We start from the raw sequence: 17,032 nt of genomic DNA on the forward strand, positions 1-17,032 counted from the left end.
CAGCCAGCGGCCGCCGGTTCCGCAGGTTAGTTGGCAGCGACAGCGGCGGCGCGGACAGACTCCATGGCCTTGGTCCACGGGACCAGCTGGTCGATCATCGGGGCCAGGGTGCCGGCGTTCTGCTCGGTCGGCTTGAAATCGGCAAAGTTCTCGAAATCGGTGAAGAGCGAGAACATGACCTGGTTGCGCACGTGGGCGATCTGCAGTTCGGACAGGATGTTGCGCAGGTGCTCGGCGGCGCGGGCGCCACCCATCGAACCGTAGGACACGATGCCGGCAGCCTTGTTGTTGAACTCGACGTTCAGGTAGGACAGGGCGTTGGTCAGGGCCGGGGTGACGGTGTGGTTGTACTCGCCGGTGACGAAGATGAAGCCGTCGAACTCGCTGATCTTGGCCGACCAGGTCTTGGTGTGGTCGTTCTGGTAGTTCTGGTAGGCGGCCGGGTAAGCTTCGTCCAGCAGGGGCAGGTTGAAGTCGGCGATGTCGACAACCTCGAACTCGGCGTCGGTGCGGCCGGCTGCCTGGGCGAGAACCCAGTCGGCAACCTGCTTGTTGACTCGACCCGGACGGGTGCTGCCGGTGACGATAGCGATCTTGGTCATGAATGAACCCCTTCGAGGTCTGGTCCCGACGTGCCGATGTTGTTGACACGTCATGGTTTTGTTGACACGTCAATGATGCAGGACGCAAACTTGAATTGTCAACTAAGGGCGAGAAAGGGAACAGCGTGAACTCCGAAACCCGTTGGTTGGACGATCACGAGCAGGAGATCTGGCGCGCCTTCCGCGAATTGCTCTGGGGCTTCGAGTCGGCCTTGGATCGGCAGTTGCAGCGGGACTCCGACCTCTCCGCAGTGGAGTATTCGGTTCTGGCCTCCCTGTCGGAGGCCGAGGATGGCGTCATGCGGGCGCGGGACATCGCCCAGCAACTGGACTGGGAGCGAAGCCGGCTGTCCCACCTGCTCAAGCGAATGGAAGCCCGCGGGCTGGTGGAGCGGGTAGCGTGCCCCACCGACGCCCGCGGTTTCAACGTCTCAATGACCGAGGCCGGCTGGAGTCTCATCCACCAGGCAGCGCCCGGCCACGTGACCTTTGTGCGGGAGAACGTTTTTGATCCGCTCTCGGCCGCGGAGCGCGAGGCACTGCTCTCGGCAACCACCAAGATCCAGCAGTCCGTCCGCGACGCCGGCCTCTGGGGGAACACCGGAAAGACGTCCTGACCGGAAACTCTCTCGGGGCGGCAGGACGCCTTGGCCCTGTCGTCCTGACCGGAAAGACGCGCTGGGCGGCATCGGTCACTCCAGGATTTCGGAAACCTCCAGCCACTCCATTTCCAGGCCTTCCTTCTCCTCGGCGATCTCCTGCAGCTTCCGGTTCATCTCCGCCAGCCCGGAAAAATCGACGTCGGCCTTGGCGCCGGCCGCGTCCATCTGCTCTTTGAGCTTGGCCTCCTGCTGGCCCAGCTTGCCCAGCTGGCGTTCAATCCGGTTGAGGTCCTTCTTCGCCTGACGCTTGTCCGCTTCGGAGTGCACGGTTCCGGCAGTCGTTTCGACAGAGCCGCTGCTGCCGGCCGGAACCGCCGAGGACTTGCCGGCCAGCGCCGCTTCGCGCAGCTCAAGGTACTGGTCCACTCCGCCAGGCAGCCCGCGGAGCTTGCCGTCGCCCAGCAGGGCCATCTGGTGGTCTGTCACCCGTTCCAGCAGGTACCGGTCGTGCGAGACCACCACCAGCGTGCCCGGCCATCCGTCCAGCACGTCCTCCACCGCTGCCAGCGTGTCGGTATCAAGGTCGTTGGTGGGCTCGTCCAGCATCAGCACGTTGGGCTCGCCGACCAACAGCCGCAGCAACTGCAGCCGCCGCCGCTCGCCGCCGGAGAGGTCCCGCACCGGCGTCCACTGCTTCTCTTTGGAGAAGCCGAGCTGTTCCACCAGTTGCCCGGCTGATACCTCGCGCCCGCCGATGTTGAAGACCTGGCGTTCGCGCTGGATCACTTCCACAACCCGCAGGTCCAAGACATCGTCGAGTTCGCGGACCTCCTGGGTCAGCATGGCGGTCTGCACCGTCTTGCCCCGCTTCACCTTGCCGGTGGTCGGCTCGATTTCTCCGTTGAGCAGCCGCAGCAGGGTGGTCTTGCCTGCGCCGTTGACGCCCACCAGGCCAAGCCGTTCGCCCGGTGCCAGCCGCAGGGTGATGTTGTCGAAGAGCGGACTGGATCCACCGTCGAGATCTCCACGCGCTCGTTCCTCGCTTGGTCGATCACCGGGGCGCGCTCGTTCCTCGCTTGGTCGATCACCGGGGCGCGCTCGATCACTGGGCCGGGGCGGCGGGGTGTAAGTCACATGTTCAAGATCCAGCACGTCCTTGCCCAGCCGGGCGGTGGCCATCTTGTTCAGCGCCACGGTATCCCGGGGCTCGGGCACGTCGGCGATTAGTTCGTTGGCGGCTTCGATCCGGAACTTCGGCTTCGCGGTCCGGGCCGGCGCCCCGCGGCGCAGCCAGGCCAGCTCCTTCTTGACCAGCTGCTGCCGTTTCCCTTCGACGACGGCGGCCATCCGGTTGCGTTCGGCACGGGCCAGAACGTAGGCGGCATATCCGCCGTCGAACGGGTCGACGACGCCGTCGTGGACTTCCCACGTGCGGGTGCACACTTCGTCCAGGAACCAGCGGTCGTGGGTGACCACCAGGAAGGCACCCTCATTCGGGCGCCACCGGGTCTTAAGGTGCCGCGCCAGCCATGCCACGCCCTCGACGTCGAGGTGGTTGGTCGGCTCGTCGAGCATGATCACGTCATGCGGCTCGATCAGCAGCTTGGCGAGGGCCACCCGGCGCCGCTGCCCGCCGGACAATGAGGACACGGTGGCATGCCAGTCGACGTCGCCCACCAGCCCGTCCATGATTTCGCGGATGCGGGGGTTCGACGCCCACTCGTGCTCGGCTGCCTCGCCCACGATGGCCACGCCAACCGGCAGGTCGCCGTCGAGTACGTCCTGCTGGTCCAGGTAGCCCACGTTGACGTCGCCGCGTTTGGTGACCCGGCCGTCGTCGGGTGTGCTGCGCTGCGACAGCAGCCGCATCAGGGTGGACTTGCCGTCGCCATTGCGCCCCACCATGCCAATCCGGTCGCCTTCGTTCAGGCCGAGGGACACCGAATCCAGGATGGTGCGGGTGGCAAAGGAGACGCTGACGTTTTCTGCGCCGAGCAAGTGGACCAAGGATGCTGCTTTCTGTTGCTTTGACGGAGTGCTTCAGGCGGACCGCAGGCTGGCCTCGCGCGGGCGGGGCGTCAGGCCATAATGCGGGCGCCGTGTACCGGTCCGCGGACCGGCAAGGCAACCACACCGGCGACGTCCGAGAGCCGCTGTGCCAGTTCTGCCGCTTCCTGTCGTCCTGCGGTCAGGAAGGCGACGGTGGGGCCGGAACCGGAAACCAGTCCGGCCAGCGCGCCTTCGCCCCGGCCCAGTTCAAGGATATCGGCAAGCTCGGGTGCCAGTTCGATGGCTGCCTCCTGCAGGTCATTGTGCAAACAACCCGCCAGCTGGTGGACGTCGCCGGCCTGCATCGCCTGCAGAATCGCCGGCTCCACCTGTTCGGGCTCGGCCGGCACTTCTCCGCGGCGGGCCCGCAGGTCGTCCGCCACGGCATAAACCTTGGGCGTGGACAGACCGAACGAGGCCGGAACCAGCACCCAGTGCATTTCGCTGCGCGCCAGCGCCGGAGTCAAACGGTCCCCCACCCCGAGTCCGACGGCAACTCCGCCGTGCAGCGCGAACGGCACGTCCGCGCCGAGTCCGCCGGCCAGCCCGATCAGTTCATCGCGCGAGTAGCCGGTGTTCCACAGCGCGCTGCAGGCCACCAGGGCGGCAGCCGCGTCGGCGGACCCGCCGCCCATCCCGCCCGCGATGGGGACCCGTTTGGTGATGTCCAGGTGCACGCCCTGCGGATGGCCGGAGGTTTCGCGGATCAGTTCCGCGGCCTGCACGGCCAGGTTGGAGGCGTCCAGCGGGATGCCGTCCAGGTCGAAGTCGAGTCCTGCTCCATTGCGCACACTTACCGTAATGGCCTCGTCGTCGCGTGCCGTGGCAGTGACTTCCTCGTAGAGCGACAACGCCAGATAAACGCTGGCCACCGAGTGGTAGCCGTCCGGCCGGGGACCGCCCACCCGGAAGGAGACGTTGATCTTTCCCGGCGCCATCACGCGGACCGGACGTGTTCTGCTCATGCCACCATCTTCCTAGCCGACCAGCGGATGCTTGAATTCGGCGATCCGGGCAAAGGCAGCAACATCCAGCACTTCCCCGCGGGCGCTGGGATCCACATTCGCCTGGCGCAGTGCCTCCTCCGCCCGGGCCGCGCTGCCGGCCCACCCGGCCAAGGCCGCGCGCAGCGTCTTGCGGCGCTGCGCGAAGGCGGCATCAATGACAGCGAAGACTTCGCGGCGCGGGGCACGGGTCACCGGCGGTTCGCCGCGGGTGAATTCCACCAGGCCTGAGGCGATCTTCGGTGCCGGCCAAAACACGTTCATGCCGATCACCCCCGCCTTGCGCATGCTGCCGTACCACGCGGCCTTGACGCTGGGAACGCCGTAGATTTTGGAACCGGGCTTGGCCGCCAGCCGGTCGGCCACCTCGTCCTGGACCATGACCAAACCGTGCCGCAGCGACGGAAAGTGCTCCAGCAGGTGCAGGACCACGGGCACGGCAACGTTGTAGGGCAGGTTGGCAACCAGGGCGTCCGGTGCCTTCGGCAGTTCGGTGACCTGCAGCGCGTCAGCCAGCACCACGTCCAACCGGCCGGCAGTCTCGGGGCGCCATTCGGACGCCGTCTGCTCCAGTCGGGCGGCCAGCTTAGGATCGATTTCGACGGCGACCACGTGCCCGGCTGCATCCAGCAGTCCCAGCGTGAGGGAGCCAAGGCCGGGACCAACCTCCAGCACGGTCTCGCCGGGCTCCACGTCGGCGGTGGCCACGATCCGGCGGATGGTATTGCCGTCGATCACGAAGTTCTGGCCGAGGGTCTTGGTCGGCCGAACGTCCAGTTCGGCGGCGAGCCTGCGGATGTCGGCTGCCCCGAGCAGCGGCTTGGTGGGTGCGGCCGCGGCTTCCCCGTCGTTCTGCCGGGAGCCTCTGCCGGGAGCGGAATGTGGTTCTGTCACTGTGCCATCGTATCGGTCCGGCGGCCGCTGCCGGGGCGGCCGCCGCTCCGCCGGCTGAGTGCACGTCGGGCCCGGGTAGTGACGCCCGGGCCCGACGAGGGAGGAATGGCTGGCGGGATGCTTAGAGCAGCCCAAGCTTGGAGGCACAGGCCGGCCAGTGGCCCCATCCGCCGTTGCTGCGCAGCACTTCGGCGGTCGCGATCTGCTCCGACGGAGTCGCCATGTAGGCGTATGGGGCGTACTTGCCGCCGCCGGCACCCAGCCAGGAGCTGGCACTGAATTGCAGGCCGCCGGAGTAGCCGTTGCCCGTGTTGATGGACCAGTTGCCGCCGGACTCGCATTCTGCGAGCGCCTGCCAGGTGCCGCCCACGTTGGCGTTGTTGACCTTGGCCGGGCGCTTCTTCGTACCGACAGTGACCTTCTGGCTGACCGGTTCGCGGGTGACCTTTTCCCGGACCAGCTTCCGGCTGGTTTCCTTGCCGTCGGTCAGGACGATCTCGTAGACCTTGACCCGCTCGCCGGCCTCGCCGGCCCGGGTGACCTTTTCTTCGTCGGCGTACATGGAGGAGTTCGTCGTCTCGTCCGTGCCAAACGCAATGGACTCGGTCTCTTCGACCCGCTCGCGGTCGATCCGGGTCACCTTGACCTTGATGCCCTCCTCGACGGGCTCCTTGGCAGCAACGGAGAGCTTGTCGTCCTTGCGCACCTTGATGTCATGTTCCTGCAGCAGGTCCCCGATGGTGGTCGCGGTGGTGACTTCCTTGCGGGTCTTTCCGTCGACGGCAATCGTGACCTGCTTCGGGGTCGAGATGGTGACCGCACCCACCGAGGCCAGTTCGGCGGTCAGCGGAGCCGACAGGGCGGACTTGTTCGTCACTTGCAGCTCGTCCAGCAGTTCCCGGACCGTTGCGGCCGTCGTGTGGACCGTGGAGCTGTCGCCGTCCACGTTCACGTTCACCGGCTTGGCGGTGACCACCTCAATGCTGGCGCCGTCGGAGATCTCCTCGCCGACTGCTGGTCTGACGTCGTCGAGTTCGCCCACCTCAACCTCGGATTCGGCGAGCACGTCCGCCACTGTCGAACCGAAGGTGGAGACAGTGCTGGCCTGCCCGTCAACGGTCAGCGTCACGGACTTGTTGTTGCCCACGAAAGCAACCAGCCCAAGGACCAGTGCCGTCATGACGACGACCTGGCCGGCGATTTTCACCCAGCGGTTCTTCAGCGCGTTAGTCACGGTTCCCGAATCTGTTGCAGTATCCGGGCACGGGGACATAAAGGCACACGCCAAGGTCGCGCCGATTTCCACGGCACGGTGCGAGTGCAGGCAGCACCTACAACGGCTGTTTGGGCGTACGAACGGAACGTCCAACGGCAACCGCTAAAGGTGTGGCAATGTCCGGATGCCTTCCCCGACCCCGGCCATTAGCTACCTACCGTAATCGAAACGTGACATGGCGACAAGCCGGGCTACCGGCGGGTAGCCACGGGCCGCACTGCGCAGCACCTGGCTCCGGTAGCCTAGCTTGCCTGCTTTCGGGGGCTGGCTAGGAAAAACACCTTTGTGTCATTCGCTGTGCCACGAGCCGTAAACGTGTTGCGTGTTCTCCGCCACTTCTGTGCATAACGTGGCCAGATCCTTGTCCAGCACGTGGGCCATCGAACGCACGGTGTAGGGCACCAGATAGCTGGCGTTGGGGCGACCGCGGTAGGGATGTGGCGTCAGGAACGGCGCATCCGTTTCGGCCAGCACCAGGTCCGGTTCGGCGGTGGCCAGCGCCTCGCGCAGACCGTCGGCATTCTTGAAGCTGACAGTTCCTGCGAAGGACATGTGCCAGCCGTTGTCATTGCAGATCCTGGCCAGCGACGCGTCCCCGGAGAAGCAATGGAAGACCACCTTTTCCGGTGCGCCCTCCTCGCGCAGCACCCGGACCACGTCCTCATGGGCGTCGCGGTCGTGGATCTGAAGGGCCAGGCCCAGTCGCTTGGCCATGTCGATGTGGCGGCGGAACGAGTCGTGCTGGGCGCTCCTGCCGTCGGCTTCCGTCCGGTAGTAGTCCAGGCCGGTCTCACCGATGGCCCGGATGCGCGGGTGCCTGGCTATCTCCTCAATGTCCGCCAGGGCCTGCTCCAGCGTGCCGGCTTCGGCCAGCGGCGGCGCGTCATTGGGATGGATGGCCACCGCACCCAGCAGCCGGGGCTCGGCCTGGACCGCCTGGAGCGTGAAGCGCGAGGACTCCAGGTCGCAGCCAACCTGGACGGCCCCGGCGACGCCAACCGCCTCGGCAGCGTCCATTGCCTGCCGGACCGTGACCGACACCAGGCCGTCGCGAAAGTCCAGATGGGTGTGGTTGTCCATCACCGGCACCGGCAGTGGCTCGGGGGCCGGCGGATAGCTCAGATTACGACGACGGCCGTCGCCTTCTGTGGGGCTGCGCACGGCCGACGTCTGGGCTGCTGTGCTGTCAACTGTGTAGGCGGGGGGTGTTTCGCCGGCAACCGCGGCTGGAAAATTGGCCATGATGCCAGCCTACTGAAGCACCGGCTGCGATTGAGCGGCCGTCAGGGGCGTCTCAAACAAACGTTTCATGTGTCTACCGCATCACACAGGCAGCAAGTAGGGTTGAGACAACCGGCCCTCGGGGAAGGCATACCGGAAGGTACTTTCATGGATACGCAGCAGGACATGGCAGAGGCCGGGACTATCCGCTCCAACAGCGCTGAGCTGGGACAAAGTGCTGGGCTGGGAGAAGGTGAGGGGCTCGCACTCGCCGAGTTCCATGACGCCTGTGGCCGGATCAGGGCTGCGATCGAGACCGTCATCGATGGCAAGTCGGAAGCGGCCCGGCTGGCATTGACCGTTCTGCTGGCCCAGGGGCATCTGCTCTTGGAGGACGTGCCTGGCGTCGGCAAGACCATGCTGGCGAAGACACTGGCCAAGACCATCGACTGCAGTGTGCACCGGATCCAGTTCACCCCGGACCTGCTGCCCTCCGATGTCACCGGCGTTTCCATCTACAACCAGGACAAGCACCGGTTCGAATTCCGGCCGGGACCGGTGTTCGCCAACATCGTCATCGGCGACGAGATCAACCGTGCCTCGGCCAAGACGCAGTCGGCATTGCTCGAATGCATGGAGGAACACCAAGTCACCGTGGACGGCACCTCCTACCCGCTGGACACTCCGTTCATGGTGATCGCCACCCAGAACCCGATCGAGATGGAGGGCACCTACCCGCTGCCGGAGGCCCAGCGCGACCGTTTTATGGCGCGGATCTCCATGGGCTATCCGGACCTGCGTGCGGAAATGGACATGTTGGAGACCCATCAGTCCGTCTCGCCGCTGGTGGACGTACGTCCCGTGGTCACCGTGGACGAGGTGCGCAGCATGGTGGCCAAGGTCCGCGATGTCTATGTATCGCCCGCGGTGAAGGAATATACGGTCAACATCGGCCGCGCCACCCGGGAACATCCGCATCTGCGGCTGGGGGCCAGCCCGCGCGCCATGCTTCAGTTGCTGCGCGCGGCCAAGGCGACGGCGGCCCTGAACGGCCGCGACTTCGTCCTGCCCGACGACGTGGCGAGCGTGGCCGAAGCCGTGCTGGCCCACCGGTTGATCCTCGACCGGAAAGCCGTGACGGCCGGCGAAGACGCTTCCAGCGTGGTGGCCTCGGTGGTCGCCAAGGTCCCGGTAGGCGGCGAGTCCCGCCGCGTCTCCCCCTGACGGCCATGGACGCGTTCGGCTGGCTGCCCACCCGGTACATCACGCTTCGCGGCTGGGGATTTGTGGCAGCCGGCACGCTGGCGCTGCTGCTGGCGCAGGTGCTGGGACGCCGCGACCTGCTGGCGCTGGGCGTGTTTCTCATCGCCCTGCCGCTGCTGGCGGCGGCCGTGATGGTGCTCCTCAAACCCCAATTCACCGTGGAGCGGAAGTTCCGGCCCGCCGCCGTCGAAACCGGCGTCGTCGCCCAGGTCGAACTGACGGTGCGCCGCAGCGGGGGTTCGGCCGGACTCGTTTATATGGAGGAGCAGCTGCCGCTGCGTTTTGGCAAGCCGCCGTCGTTCCGGTTCCCGGCACGGCACCCGTCCCGGTCCGGAGCGAGCATCTACGAATACAAGCTGCGCTCCAGCCAGCGCGGGCTGTTCGCCATCGGACCGGTCACTGCCGACTTCACTGATCCCTTTGGATTGGCCAATCACCGGCACCATCTGGGGGAAACCAGCCCCTTGGTGGTTACTCCGGCCCCGGTGCAACTGCCCACCACGTCGCTCACCGGGGCACGCGGTTCCGACGGCACAGCCAGCACCCGGAGGCAAGCCAATCCCAGCGACGACGACGTTATGACCCGCGAATACCGGTACGGCGATCCGATGCGGCGGGTCCACTGGGCAGCGACCGCCCGGCACGGCGAGCTCATGGTCCGGCAGGAAGAATCAGTGACCACCCCGCAAGCGACGATCGTGCTGGACCGGCGCGCGTCGGCCTTCGGTCCCGGCCTCCTGCCCTCGTTCGGCGATGGCGGCAGCCATCACGGCGACCTGCTGCATACTTCGCCTACCTTCGAATGGGCCGTCACCGCCGTCGCTTCGGCTGCCAACGACTTCCTCCAGCGCAACTACACCGTCCGGCTCCTCGACACCCACGCCGCCGCGGCCGTGCTGGAGTCCCCGTCGGCTCCGTCGCCGGGCCAGGAAGAATTCGACGGGCCCGCTGGCTATCAGGATCTGGCTGAAGGGCTGGCCGCGCTGGGCCTGGCCGACGACCACCGCAAGTCCGAGCGGCATCCGGCCGCGCCTGCCTTCGGGGATCGGTTGATGGACAAACTTGCGGCGCATAAATACAAGGGGCCGCTGGTCGCCATCCTGGGCCAGATCGGCATCGACGAAGCGCGCCTGCTGGCACCTGCTGCCGAATTCGGCTCGCATGCCTTCGCACTGATCGTTAGCGACCGCCCGCAACAGGCGAGGGCGGCCATGGACCTGTTGCGCGCCGGTGGCTGGCGGACCGTGGCGGTAAGCCCCAAAGCCTCGGTGTCGGCTGCCTGGGCGCACTTCGACGTCAGCGATCGCATCGAGCCAGTGGGAACAGGAGCGGCGTCGTGACCGTCACGCTGGACAAGCCCGCCGACCGCTTGGCGCCTGGAACTTCCCGCCGCGCCGGCAGCCCGCCGCCCTCCCCCGGCTTCGCGCCGTGGCTGATGAGCGCCGCCGTCGCCGTGGCTGTGCTGCTCACCGCCGCCAACCTGCACGGAGTCCTCGAGGGCTGGAGTTGGCTGTTCCAAGTCGCCGTCACCGTTGGTGCCATCGAGGCCGCCACCGGCCTGGCACGCCGGTTGGAGTGGCCGCCGTTGACCGGGGCGCTGCTGGGGCTGGCCGCTCTGGTGATGTCGGTCAATGCCATGTTCCTTGCGCCCACCAGTTTTCTGGGCGTCATCCCCGGGCCGGACACGTTCGCGGCCCTGGATCCCCTGCTGGAGGAAGCCCGGGACACCGTGGTCTCGCAGGTGGCGCCGGTGCTGGTCAACCCGGGTGTTGCCCTGGCTGCCTGTGTGGGAGTCGGATTGATCGCCCTCCTGGTGGACACCTTGGCCGTCCCGCTGCAGATGCCTGCCATCAGCGGTCTGGGCCTGCTGGGTTTGGTCTCTGTTCCGGCAATGATCAAACCGAACAGCATCGGTGCGGCCGGGTTCTTGGCGGCCGCCGCCGGTTATCTGCTGCTGCTGGGATGCGCGCATTGGCTCGCCGCCGATGGCAGCGGGAGGGGCCGCCTGGCCTCGGCTGAGCATCTGCGCCGCGCCTCAGGCATCGCCGCAGCCGGACTGGCGGCCGCAATGGTGCTCCCGCTGGCCATTCCCGGCTTCTCCTCCGGGTTGTTCCCGGAGGGGTCGCGGCTGAACTGGGGGGCGCCCACCGGGCTGAATCCGGTGGTCAGCCTGGGCGACAACCTCCGGCGGCCCGGTGCCTTCGGCCGGATGACCTATGCCACGGATGCACAGGAGCCGCTGTACCTGCGCTCGGTCACGCTGGAGAACCTGACCGGTGCGCGCTGGAGCCCCAGCCCGTTCGGAGGCAACAAACGAATCGGCATCGACGAACTGGACGTACCCGGCGTGCAAAACCTGCTGGCATCCGGCGAGGTGACCACCACGCTCATCAGTACGGCGTCCTTCACCAGCCCCTGGCTGCTGGTTCCGTACGCTCCGGCGCAGGTCTCCGGCGCCCGCGGCCAATGGAGCTGGGATCCAAGCACGCTCAATATCCGCGGGGAATCGGGCACCACCACCGCGAATCAAGACTACGAAGTGCGCAGCGTCAAGCCTCGGCTGACCCGGGACATGCTTCGCGCCGCCGAGCCCGCCAACAATGCTGTGGTCGACCCGGTCTTCTCCGAGCTTCCGCGCAGCATGCCTGACATCATTACCGATACCGCCGCTACGGTTCTTGACGGCCTGGACAGTCCGTTCGAGCAGGCCATGGCCATCCAGACCTACCTGCGGACCTCCGGCTTCGTGTACTCCGAACAGGCCCCCGTTGACGGCGGTTACGACCAGAGCGGGTTCGACGTGGTGGCGGCCTTCTTGGAGGAGAAGTCCGGTTACTGCATCCACTACGCGGCGACCATGGCCATTATGGCCCGGATCGCCGGCATCCCCAGCCGGATGGCGGTCGGCTATGCACCGGGGCGTCCCACCGGAACCGTGCTCACTGACGGCCCGGGTGCGGACCTGAAAGAGTACGAGATCGATTCCCGGGACGCCCACGCCTGGCCGGAGCTTTTCTTCAGCGGCGTCGGCTGGGTCTCTTTCGAGCCAACCCCGTCACGCGGCGTGCTGCCGGCGTACGCGCAGACCGAAACCACCCCCGGCTCCCCCACGCAGCCGGAGGACGTTCTCCGGCCCACGGACCAGCCCCGGCCGGGCGCCGGGGCGGCCGGCGAGCAGACGGAACCAAATTCGCCGGTTCCTGCCGAGGACGACGTACTGTCCCGGCAGCTGTGGTCGGCGGCGGCCGCGGCCGTGGTGCTGGGCCTCATGCTGACGCCGCTGCTGCTGCGCCGCCGTCGCACCAGTCGGCGCCGCGCGGCGCTCGCGGCCGGGGGAACGGGGCGCAGGGCCGCCGTCGCCGCGTGGGTAGAAGCAGTCGACGCCGCAGAGGACCTCGGCTGGGCAGCGGCCGCCACGGAGACGCCGCGGGCTTTCCAACAACGTCTGGACGACGCCGGAGTGGTCGCCGGCGAATCTGCCGCCGCCTTGTCCCGGCTGCGGGCGGGCTACGAACGGGCGGCGTATGCAGCGCCGGAGACTCCGGCGCCGGACGGCCACAACGCTGCCCGCTGGGCAGACGTGGAAGCCGTCAAGGGCCGGCTCCAAGAGCGGGCCGGCTGGAAGCGGCGCTTGGCGGGGCTGTTCTGGCCCGCCTCGCTGTTCAGCCGCCGGCCGTCCGGAGCGGACGGCCGGCGGTTGGACCAAAACTACTTGGCGTAGGGGTCCGCGATGCCGATGTACTGGACGGTGGTGTACTCGTCGAGGCCTTCTGCGCCGCCTTCGCGGCCCATGCCGGACTGCTTCACTCCGCCAAACGGGGCGGCCGCATTGGAGATCACGCCGGCGTTGTAGCCCACCAGGCCGAATTCGATCTGCTCGGAGACGCGGAACATGCGGTTCACGTCACGCGAGTAGATGTAGGAAGCCAGTCCGTACTCGCTGGCGTTGGCCAGGGCGATGGCCTGCTCCTCGGTTTCGAACGTGGTTACCGGTGCGACCGGGCCAAAGATCTCGCTGCGGAGGATGTCAGCGTCGTTCGGAACGTTGGCCAGCACGGTCGGCTGGTAGAAGTAGCCGTCGCCGTCCACGGGCGCGCCGCCGGTGCTGACGGACGCTCCGGCTTCCACTGCTGCGGTCACCAAGGCGTGCACGTCGTCGCGGGCGCCGCCGTCGATCAGCGGGCCAACCGTGGTGTCGGCCTCGGTGCCGCGTCCGGTCTTGAGCGCCTTCATGGCATTGGCAAACTTGGTGGTGAATTCCTCAGCCACGGAGGCCTGGACCAGGAAGCGGTTGGCCGCGGTGCAGGCCTCGCCCATGTTGCGCATCTTGGCGGCCATGGCTCCCTCGACGGCCTTATCCAGGTCGGCGTCCTCGAACACGATGAACGGCGCGTTGCCGCCCAGCTCCATCGAGGTGCGCAGCACGTTGTTGGCGGCGTCCTTGAGCAGCTGCTTGCCCACCGGAGTGGAACCGGTGAAGGAGACCTTGCGCAGCCGGGAGTCCTGCATCAGCGGACCGGAGATCCCGGACGCGCTCTTGGACGAAACCACGTTCAGCACACCGGCCGGAAGGCCCGCCTCGATCATGGTCTGGGCGAAGTACTGGCTGGTCAGCGGGGTCAGCTTGGCCGGCTTCAGCACCATGGTGCAGCCGGCGGCGATGGCGGGTCCGACCTTGCGCGTGGCCATGGCCAGCGGGAAGTTCCACGGGGTGATCAGCAGGCAGGGACCGACCGGCTTGCGCGTGACCAGGATCTTGTTCTTGCCCTCCGGTGTGGTCAGGTAGCGGCCGTAGTCGCGGACGGCTTCTTCGGAGAACCAGCGAAGGAACTCGGCGCCGTAGACGACCTCGCCGCGGGATTCGGCCAGCGGCTTGCCCATTTCCATGGTCATCAGCAGGGCGAAGTCCTCGGCCCGCTCAGTCACCAGTTCGAAACCGCGGCGCAGGATCTCGGCGCGCTCACGCGGAGCGGTGCGGGCCCAGGAGGCCTGTACCTTGTCGGCGGCGTCGAGGGCGGCGAGCGCATCCTCGCTGGTGGCAGACGCCAGGGTGGCCAGCACCTTGCCGGTGGCAGGATCCGCCACTTCGAAGGTGCCGCCGTCGGAGGCGTCGCGCCATTCGCCGTTGATCAGCAGGCCGGTAGGTACTTTGGCGAGCAGTTCTGCTTCGCGGGCTGCGGTTTCAGCCATGGCGGTGCCTCCAAGTGTTCAGGATTGAGTCCGTGGGCGCAGTGCCCGGTTTCCTTCACAGTAGGTTTCCGCTTCACCGGTGTAAATGCGAGGGTGCACTACATTCCGCGGTCCCTACTGTGCAGATCGACAATATCAACGGCTGCCCCGCAGCACCTGCATCGAACCCGGGCGAGGGCGTTATGTGACGACGCCGGCGGCCGACACCGTCCGCGCCTAGCTGACGGTGTCGGAGCGGGCAGCCAGCACTGCCGAGTACAGTTCTCGCTTGCTAATCCGGGCATCGGCTGCCACTGCGGCCACCGCTTCTTTAAGGCGGGCGCCCTGGGCCACCAGTGCGTTGACATCCTGCACATGGTCTTCCGGCCGTTCGGGGGCTGCCTCCGGAGCGCCGGCCACCACCACGGCAATCTCGCCGCGCACTTCTTCTGCTTCTGCCCACTCGAGCAGCTCGCGGACCGGACCCCGCAGTACTTCTTCATGCAGCTTGGTCAGCTCCCGGCACACGGCTGCCTGTCGTTCCGGACCGAACCCGGCGTCGAGCGCGCGCAGCATGGCCGCCAGCCGGTGCGGTGCTTCAAAGAACACCATGGTCCGCCGCTCGCCGGCCAGCTCCGCCAGCCTCGCCGCGCGCTCCCCCTGCTTGCGGGGCAGGAACCCTTCGAACGTGAAGCGGTCGGTGGGGAGACCGGACAGCGCCAGCGCCGTCAGCACAGCCGAGGGGCCGGGGACCGCGGTCACCACGACTCCGGCCGCCACGGCCGCTTCGACCAAACGGAAGCCCGGGTCGGAGACGGCCGGCATGCCCGCGTCGGTCACCATCACCAGCGTGCTGCCGGCCAGGACCAGTTCCAGCAGGTCGGCGGTGCGGCTGGCTTCATTGTGTTCGTGGTAGCTGATGATTTTGCCGCTGGTGGTGATGCCCAAGAGCTGCAGCAGTTTGTGCAGCCTGCGGGTGTCTTCCGCCGCGACCACATCGGCTGTCTGGAGCAGTTCGACCAGCCGCGGTGAGGCGTCCCTGACATTGCCGATCGGCGTCCCCGCCAACACAATCTGCCCTGGCTGGCCCAGTGCCGGACCGCCAGCCTCCCGCTCATTCACATGGACAACCCTACCCGCAGCCCGGCGGACGGGGATCCAGCTGCTTTCGGCGGCAGCCCATGGCCTGTTTCGTCCGCACATTATATAGAGTCAGTATGTGCCCGACCGCAGCGAGGGCCGCCTTGGTGCGGCCGGCAACCCCTCTGGCGTCGCGGCACATCCACATACTTACCGGCCGGTAACATGATGGCCGTGACCCATAGCACGCCCGCTCCTGCTGCGGAAGCCCGCCACGGACGCTGGCTGGAAACGCCTGGCTGGGCCTTCAGCGAGGCCGTGCTGCGCCGCCGCCTGCTGGGTGTTCCGGCACAGTTCGGCATCTGGGCCTGGCTGCTTCCTTTGCTCATCGCCGTTTTGGGCGGCGTGCTCCGCTTCTACCGCCTGGGCGAACCGGGTTCGCTGGTGTTCGACGAAACCTACTACGTCAAGGACGCCTACTCCTACCTGCAGTCCGGCTATGAACGGGATTGGCCAGACGACGCCAACGAGTCCTTCAACGCCGGCCGTCCGGACGTCCTCTTGGACACCCCCGAGTATGTGGTGCACCCACCCGTCGGCAAATGGATGATCGCGGCAGGGATGTGGCTCTTTGGCTCGGACAATGCCTTCGGCTGGCGGTTCGGCGCCGCGCTGACAGGCACCCTGTCTATCCTGCTCATCGCCCTGATCGCGCAGGCCCTGTTCAAGTCGACGGCATTGGGCGGGATCGCCGGCCTGCTGACCGCCATCGACGGCCACCACTTGGTCCACTCCCGGACATCGCTGTTGGACATTTTCCTGATGTTCTGGATTGTCGCCGCGTTCGGCTGCCTGCTGCTGGACCGCAGCGACGGACGACGCCGGCTGGCCGCGAAGATTGCCCGGCTCACCGGCTCCTCCGGGGTACCGCACCCGTCGCGGCTGCTGTACGGACCGTGGGTCCTTTGGCGGCCGTGGCGGCTGGCCGCCGCCGTCTGCCTGGGCCTGGCGGTGGGAACCAAGTGGTCGGGACTGGCCTTCGTCGCGGCATTCGGGCTCCTGTGCGTGTTCTGGGACCTCAGCGCCCGCCGGACCGCCGGCATCAGCGAATGGTTCTCGGCCGGCGTGCTCCGCGACGGTGTGCCGGCGTTCTTCACCATGATTCCTGTGGCGGCCTTGACGTATCTGGCGTCCTGGACCGGCTGGCTGCGCTCCGACAACGCGTATGACCGGAACTGGGCGGCGTCGAACCCTTCCGGAAGCTGGGGCTGGTTACCGGACTGGCTGCGTTCCCTGGCCGAGTACCACCGCAGCGCCTACACCTTCCACAACGGCTTGCATGCGGAGCATCCGTACGAATCCAACGCCTGGACCTGGTTGTTCATGGGCCGCCCCACGTCCTTCTACTACCAGTCCGAAGAAGCCGGCCAAGGTGCCTGCCATGCGGCCGGGGGCTGTTCCGAAGCCGTCACGGTGGTCGGGAATCCGCTCATCTGGTGGGCTGCTGCGGCCTGCCTGCTGGTGCTGCTGTTCTGTTGGGCCGGCCGCCGCGACTGGCGCGCGGGTGCCATCCTGTCGGGTGTCGCGGCCGGCTACCTGCCGTGGTTCCTCTACCCGGAACGGACTACCTTCTTCTTCTACGCCATCTCCTTCCAGCCGTTCCTGGTCTTGGCGCTGACCTACACGCTGGGGCTGGCGCTGGGCCGGCCCACCGACCCGCCGTGGCGCCGGCGGCAGGGCGTGCTGGTGGTCGGGCTCTTTGTGGCGGCAGCGCTCCTGGTATCGGCCTTTTTCCTGCCGGTATGGACCGCGGAGCTGATCGATTACAACCAGTGGCGCTGGCGCATGTGGATGCCGAGCTGGATCTAATGC

General features: G+C 67.2%; 13 protein-coding genes. 5 read left to right on the forward strand and 8 right to left on the reverse strand.

Annotated features, from left to right (window positions below; genetic code table 11):
- Positions 1 to 26 precede the first annotated feature (26 nt).
- Complete coding sequence (locus ACMX2H_RS10435) at positions 27 to 602, reverse strand: NADPH-dependent FMN reductase (RefSeq protein WP_136784306.1); 576 nt, start codon at positions 600 to 602, stop codon at positions 27 to 29.
- Positions 603 to 727: 125 nt separating this feature from the next.
- Here ACMX2H_RS10435 and ACMX2H_RS10440 point away from each other — a divergent pair, with 125 nt between their 5' ends.
- Positions 728 to 1,219, forward strand: a complete 492-nt coding sequence (locus ACMX2H_RS10440) for a MarR family winged helix-turn-helix transcriptional regulator (protein ID WP_414960431.1) — start codon at positions 728 to 730, stop codon at positions 1,217 to 1,219.
- A 75-nt stretch (positions 1,220 to 1,294) separates the two neighbouring features.
- Here ACMX2H_RS10440 and ACMX2H_RS10445 read toward each other — a convergent pair whose 3' ends face one another.
- The 5 genes from ACMX2H_RS10445 to ACMX2H_RS10465 all read right to left on the reverse strand — a co-directional run bounded on the left by ACMX2H_RS10445 (position 1,295) and on the right by ACMX2H_RS10465 (position 7,669).
- Positions 1,295 to 3,211 carry an ABC-F family ATP-binding cassette domain-containing protein gene (locus tag ACMX2H_RS10445; protein ID WP_414960432.1) on the reverse strand — a complete coding sequence of 639 codons (1,917 nt, stop codon included), beginning with the start codon at positions 3,209 to 3,211 and terminating at the stop codon, positions 1,295 to 1,297.
- Between the two features lie 71 nt (positions 3,212 to 3,282).
- Positions 3,283 to 4,218 carry a 4-(cytidine 5'-diphospho)-2-C-methyl-D-erythritol kinase gene (locus ACMX2H_RS10450; protein ID WP_414960433.1) on the reverse strand — a complete coding sequence of 312 codons (936 nt, stop codon included), beginning with the start codon at positions 4,216 to 4,218 and terminating at the stop codon, positions 3,283 to 3,285.
- Between the two features lie 12 nt (positions 4,219 to 4,230).
- Entirely contained in the window at positions 4,231 to 5,151 is a 921-nt protein-coding gene (rsmA, locus tag ACMX2H_RS10455) for a 16S rRNA (adenine(1518)-N(6)/adenine(1519)-N(6))-dimethyltransferase RsmA (RefSeq protein WP_414960434.1), read from the reverse strand.
- Positions 5,152 to 5,272: 121 nt separating this feature from the next.
- Positions 5,273 to 6,385, reverse strand: a complete 1,113-nt coding sequence (locus ACMX2H_RS10460) for a ubiquitin-like domain-containing protein (RefSeq protein ID WP_414960435.1) — start codon at positions 6,383 to 6,385, stop codon at positions 5,273 to 5,275.
- A gap of 330 nt (positions 6,386 to 6,715) precedes the next feature.
- A complete protein-coding gene (locus ACMX2H_RS10465) occupies positions 6,716 to 7,669 on the reverse strand; it encodes a TatD family hydrolase (RefSeq protein WP_414960436.1) in 954 nt (317 codons plus the stop codon).
- A gap of 147 nt (positions 7,670 to 7,816) precedes the next feature.
- On the opposite strand from ACMX2H_RS10465, the gene ACMX2H_RS10470 reads away from it, so the two are divergent.
- From ACMX2H_RS10470 to ACMX2H_RS10480, 3 genes are read left to right on the forward strand one after another with little or no spacing between them, the layout of a single operon-like run.
- Positions 7,817 to 8,872 (forward strand): AAA family ATPase, encoded by a 1,056-nt coding sequence (locus ACMX2H_RS10470; RefSeq protein WP_414960437.1) that lies wholly within the window; start codon positions 7,817 to 7,819, stop codon positions 8,870 to 8,872.
- Positions 8,873 to 8,877: 5 nt separating this feature from the next.
- The gene (locus tag ACMX2H_RS10475) at positions 8,878 to 10,251 is read left to right on the forward strand and encodes a DUF58 domain-containing protein (RefSeq protein ID WP_414960438.1); all 1,374 of its coding nucleotides are present in this window, start codon (positions 8,878 to 8,880) and stop codon (positions 10,249 to 10,251) included.
- On the forward strand, positions 10,248 to 12,632 hold the full coding sequence (locus tag ACMX2H_RS10480; RefSeq protein ID WP_414960439.1) for a transglutaminase TgpA family protein: 2,385 nt from the start codon (positions 10,248 to 10,250) through the stop codon (positions 12,630 to 12,632). Before ACMX2H_RS10475 ends, ACMX2H_RS10480 begins: the two co-directional genes overlap by 4 nt.
- Here ACMX2H_RS10480 and ACMX2H_RS10485 read toward each other — a convergent pair.
- Positions 12,620 to 14,101, reverse strand: coding sequence for an NAD-dependent succinate-semialdehyde dehydrogenase (locus ACMX2H_RS10485; RefSeq protein WP_414960440.1), 1,482 nt, complete (start codon positions 14,099 to 14,101; stop codon positions 12,620 to 12,622). The genes ACMX2H_RS10480 and ACMX2H_RS10485 overlap by 13 nt on opposite strands.
- Before the next feature lie 216 nt (positions 14,102 to 14,317).
- On the reverse strand, positions 14,318 to 15,202 hold the full coding sequence (rsmI, locus tag ACMX2H_RS10490; protein ID WP_414960441.1) for a 16S rRNA (cytidine(1402)-2'-O)-methyltransferase: 885 nt from the start codon (positions 15,200 to 15,202) through the stop codon (positions 14,318 to 14,320).
- Positions 15,203 to 15,388: 186 nt separating this feature from the next.
- Between rsmI and ACMX2H_RS10495 the strand changes: the two genes are divergently transcribed.
- Entirely contained in the window at positions 15,389 to 17,029 is a 1,641-nt protein-coding gene (locus ACMX2H_RS10495; protein WP_414960442.1) for a dolichyl-phosphate-mannose--protein mannosyltransferase, read from the forward strand.
- Positions 17,030 to 17,032: the final 3 nt, after the last annotated feature.

Origin of the sequence: Arthrobacter sulfonylureivorans (genome assembly GCF_047607445.1) — a bacterium.
GTDB lineage: Bacteria > Actinomycetota > Actinomycetes > Actinomycetales > Micrococcaceae > Crystallibacter > Crystallibacter sulfonylureivorans_A.

Excerpts from the sequence above, each read along its gene's own strand:
- ACMX2H_RS10435 (WP_136784306.1), bottom strand. The coding sequence starts at position 602 with ATGACCAAGATCGCTATCGTCACCGGCAGCACCCGTCCGGGTCGAGTC.
- ACMX2H_RS10450 (WP_414960433.1), bottom strand. The coding sequence starts at position 4,218 with ATGAGCAGAACACGTCCGGTCCGCGTGATGGCGCCGGGAAAGATCAAC.
- ACMX2H_RS10465 (WP_414960436.1), bottom strand. The coding sequence starts at position 7,669 with ATGGCCAATTTTCCAGCCGCGGTTGCCGGCGAAACACCCCCCGCCTAC.
- ACMX2H_RS10470 (WP_414960437.1), top strand. The coding sequence starts at position 7,817 with ATGGATACGCAGCAGGACATGGCAGAGGCCGGGACTATCCGCTCCAAC.
- ACMX2H_RS10475 (WP_414960438.1), top strand. The coding sequence starts at position 8,878 with ATGGACGCGTTCGGCTGGCTGCCCACCCGGTACATCACGCTTCGCGGC.
- ACMX2H_RS10485 (WP_414960440.1), bottom strand. The coding sequence starts at position 14,101 with ATGGCTGAAACCGCAGCCCGCGAAGCAGAACTGCTCGCCAAAGTACCT.
- ACMX2H_RS10495 (WP_414960442.1), top strand. The coding sequence starts at position 15,389 with ATGGCCGTGACCCATAGCACGCCCGCTCCTGCTGCGGAAGCCCGCCAC.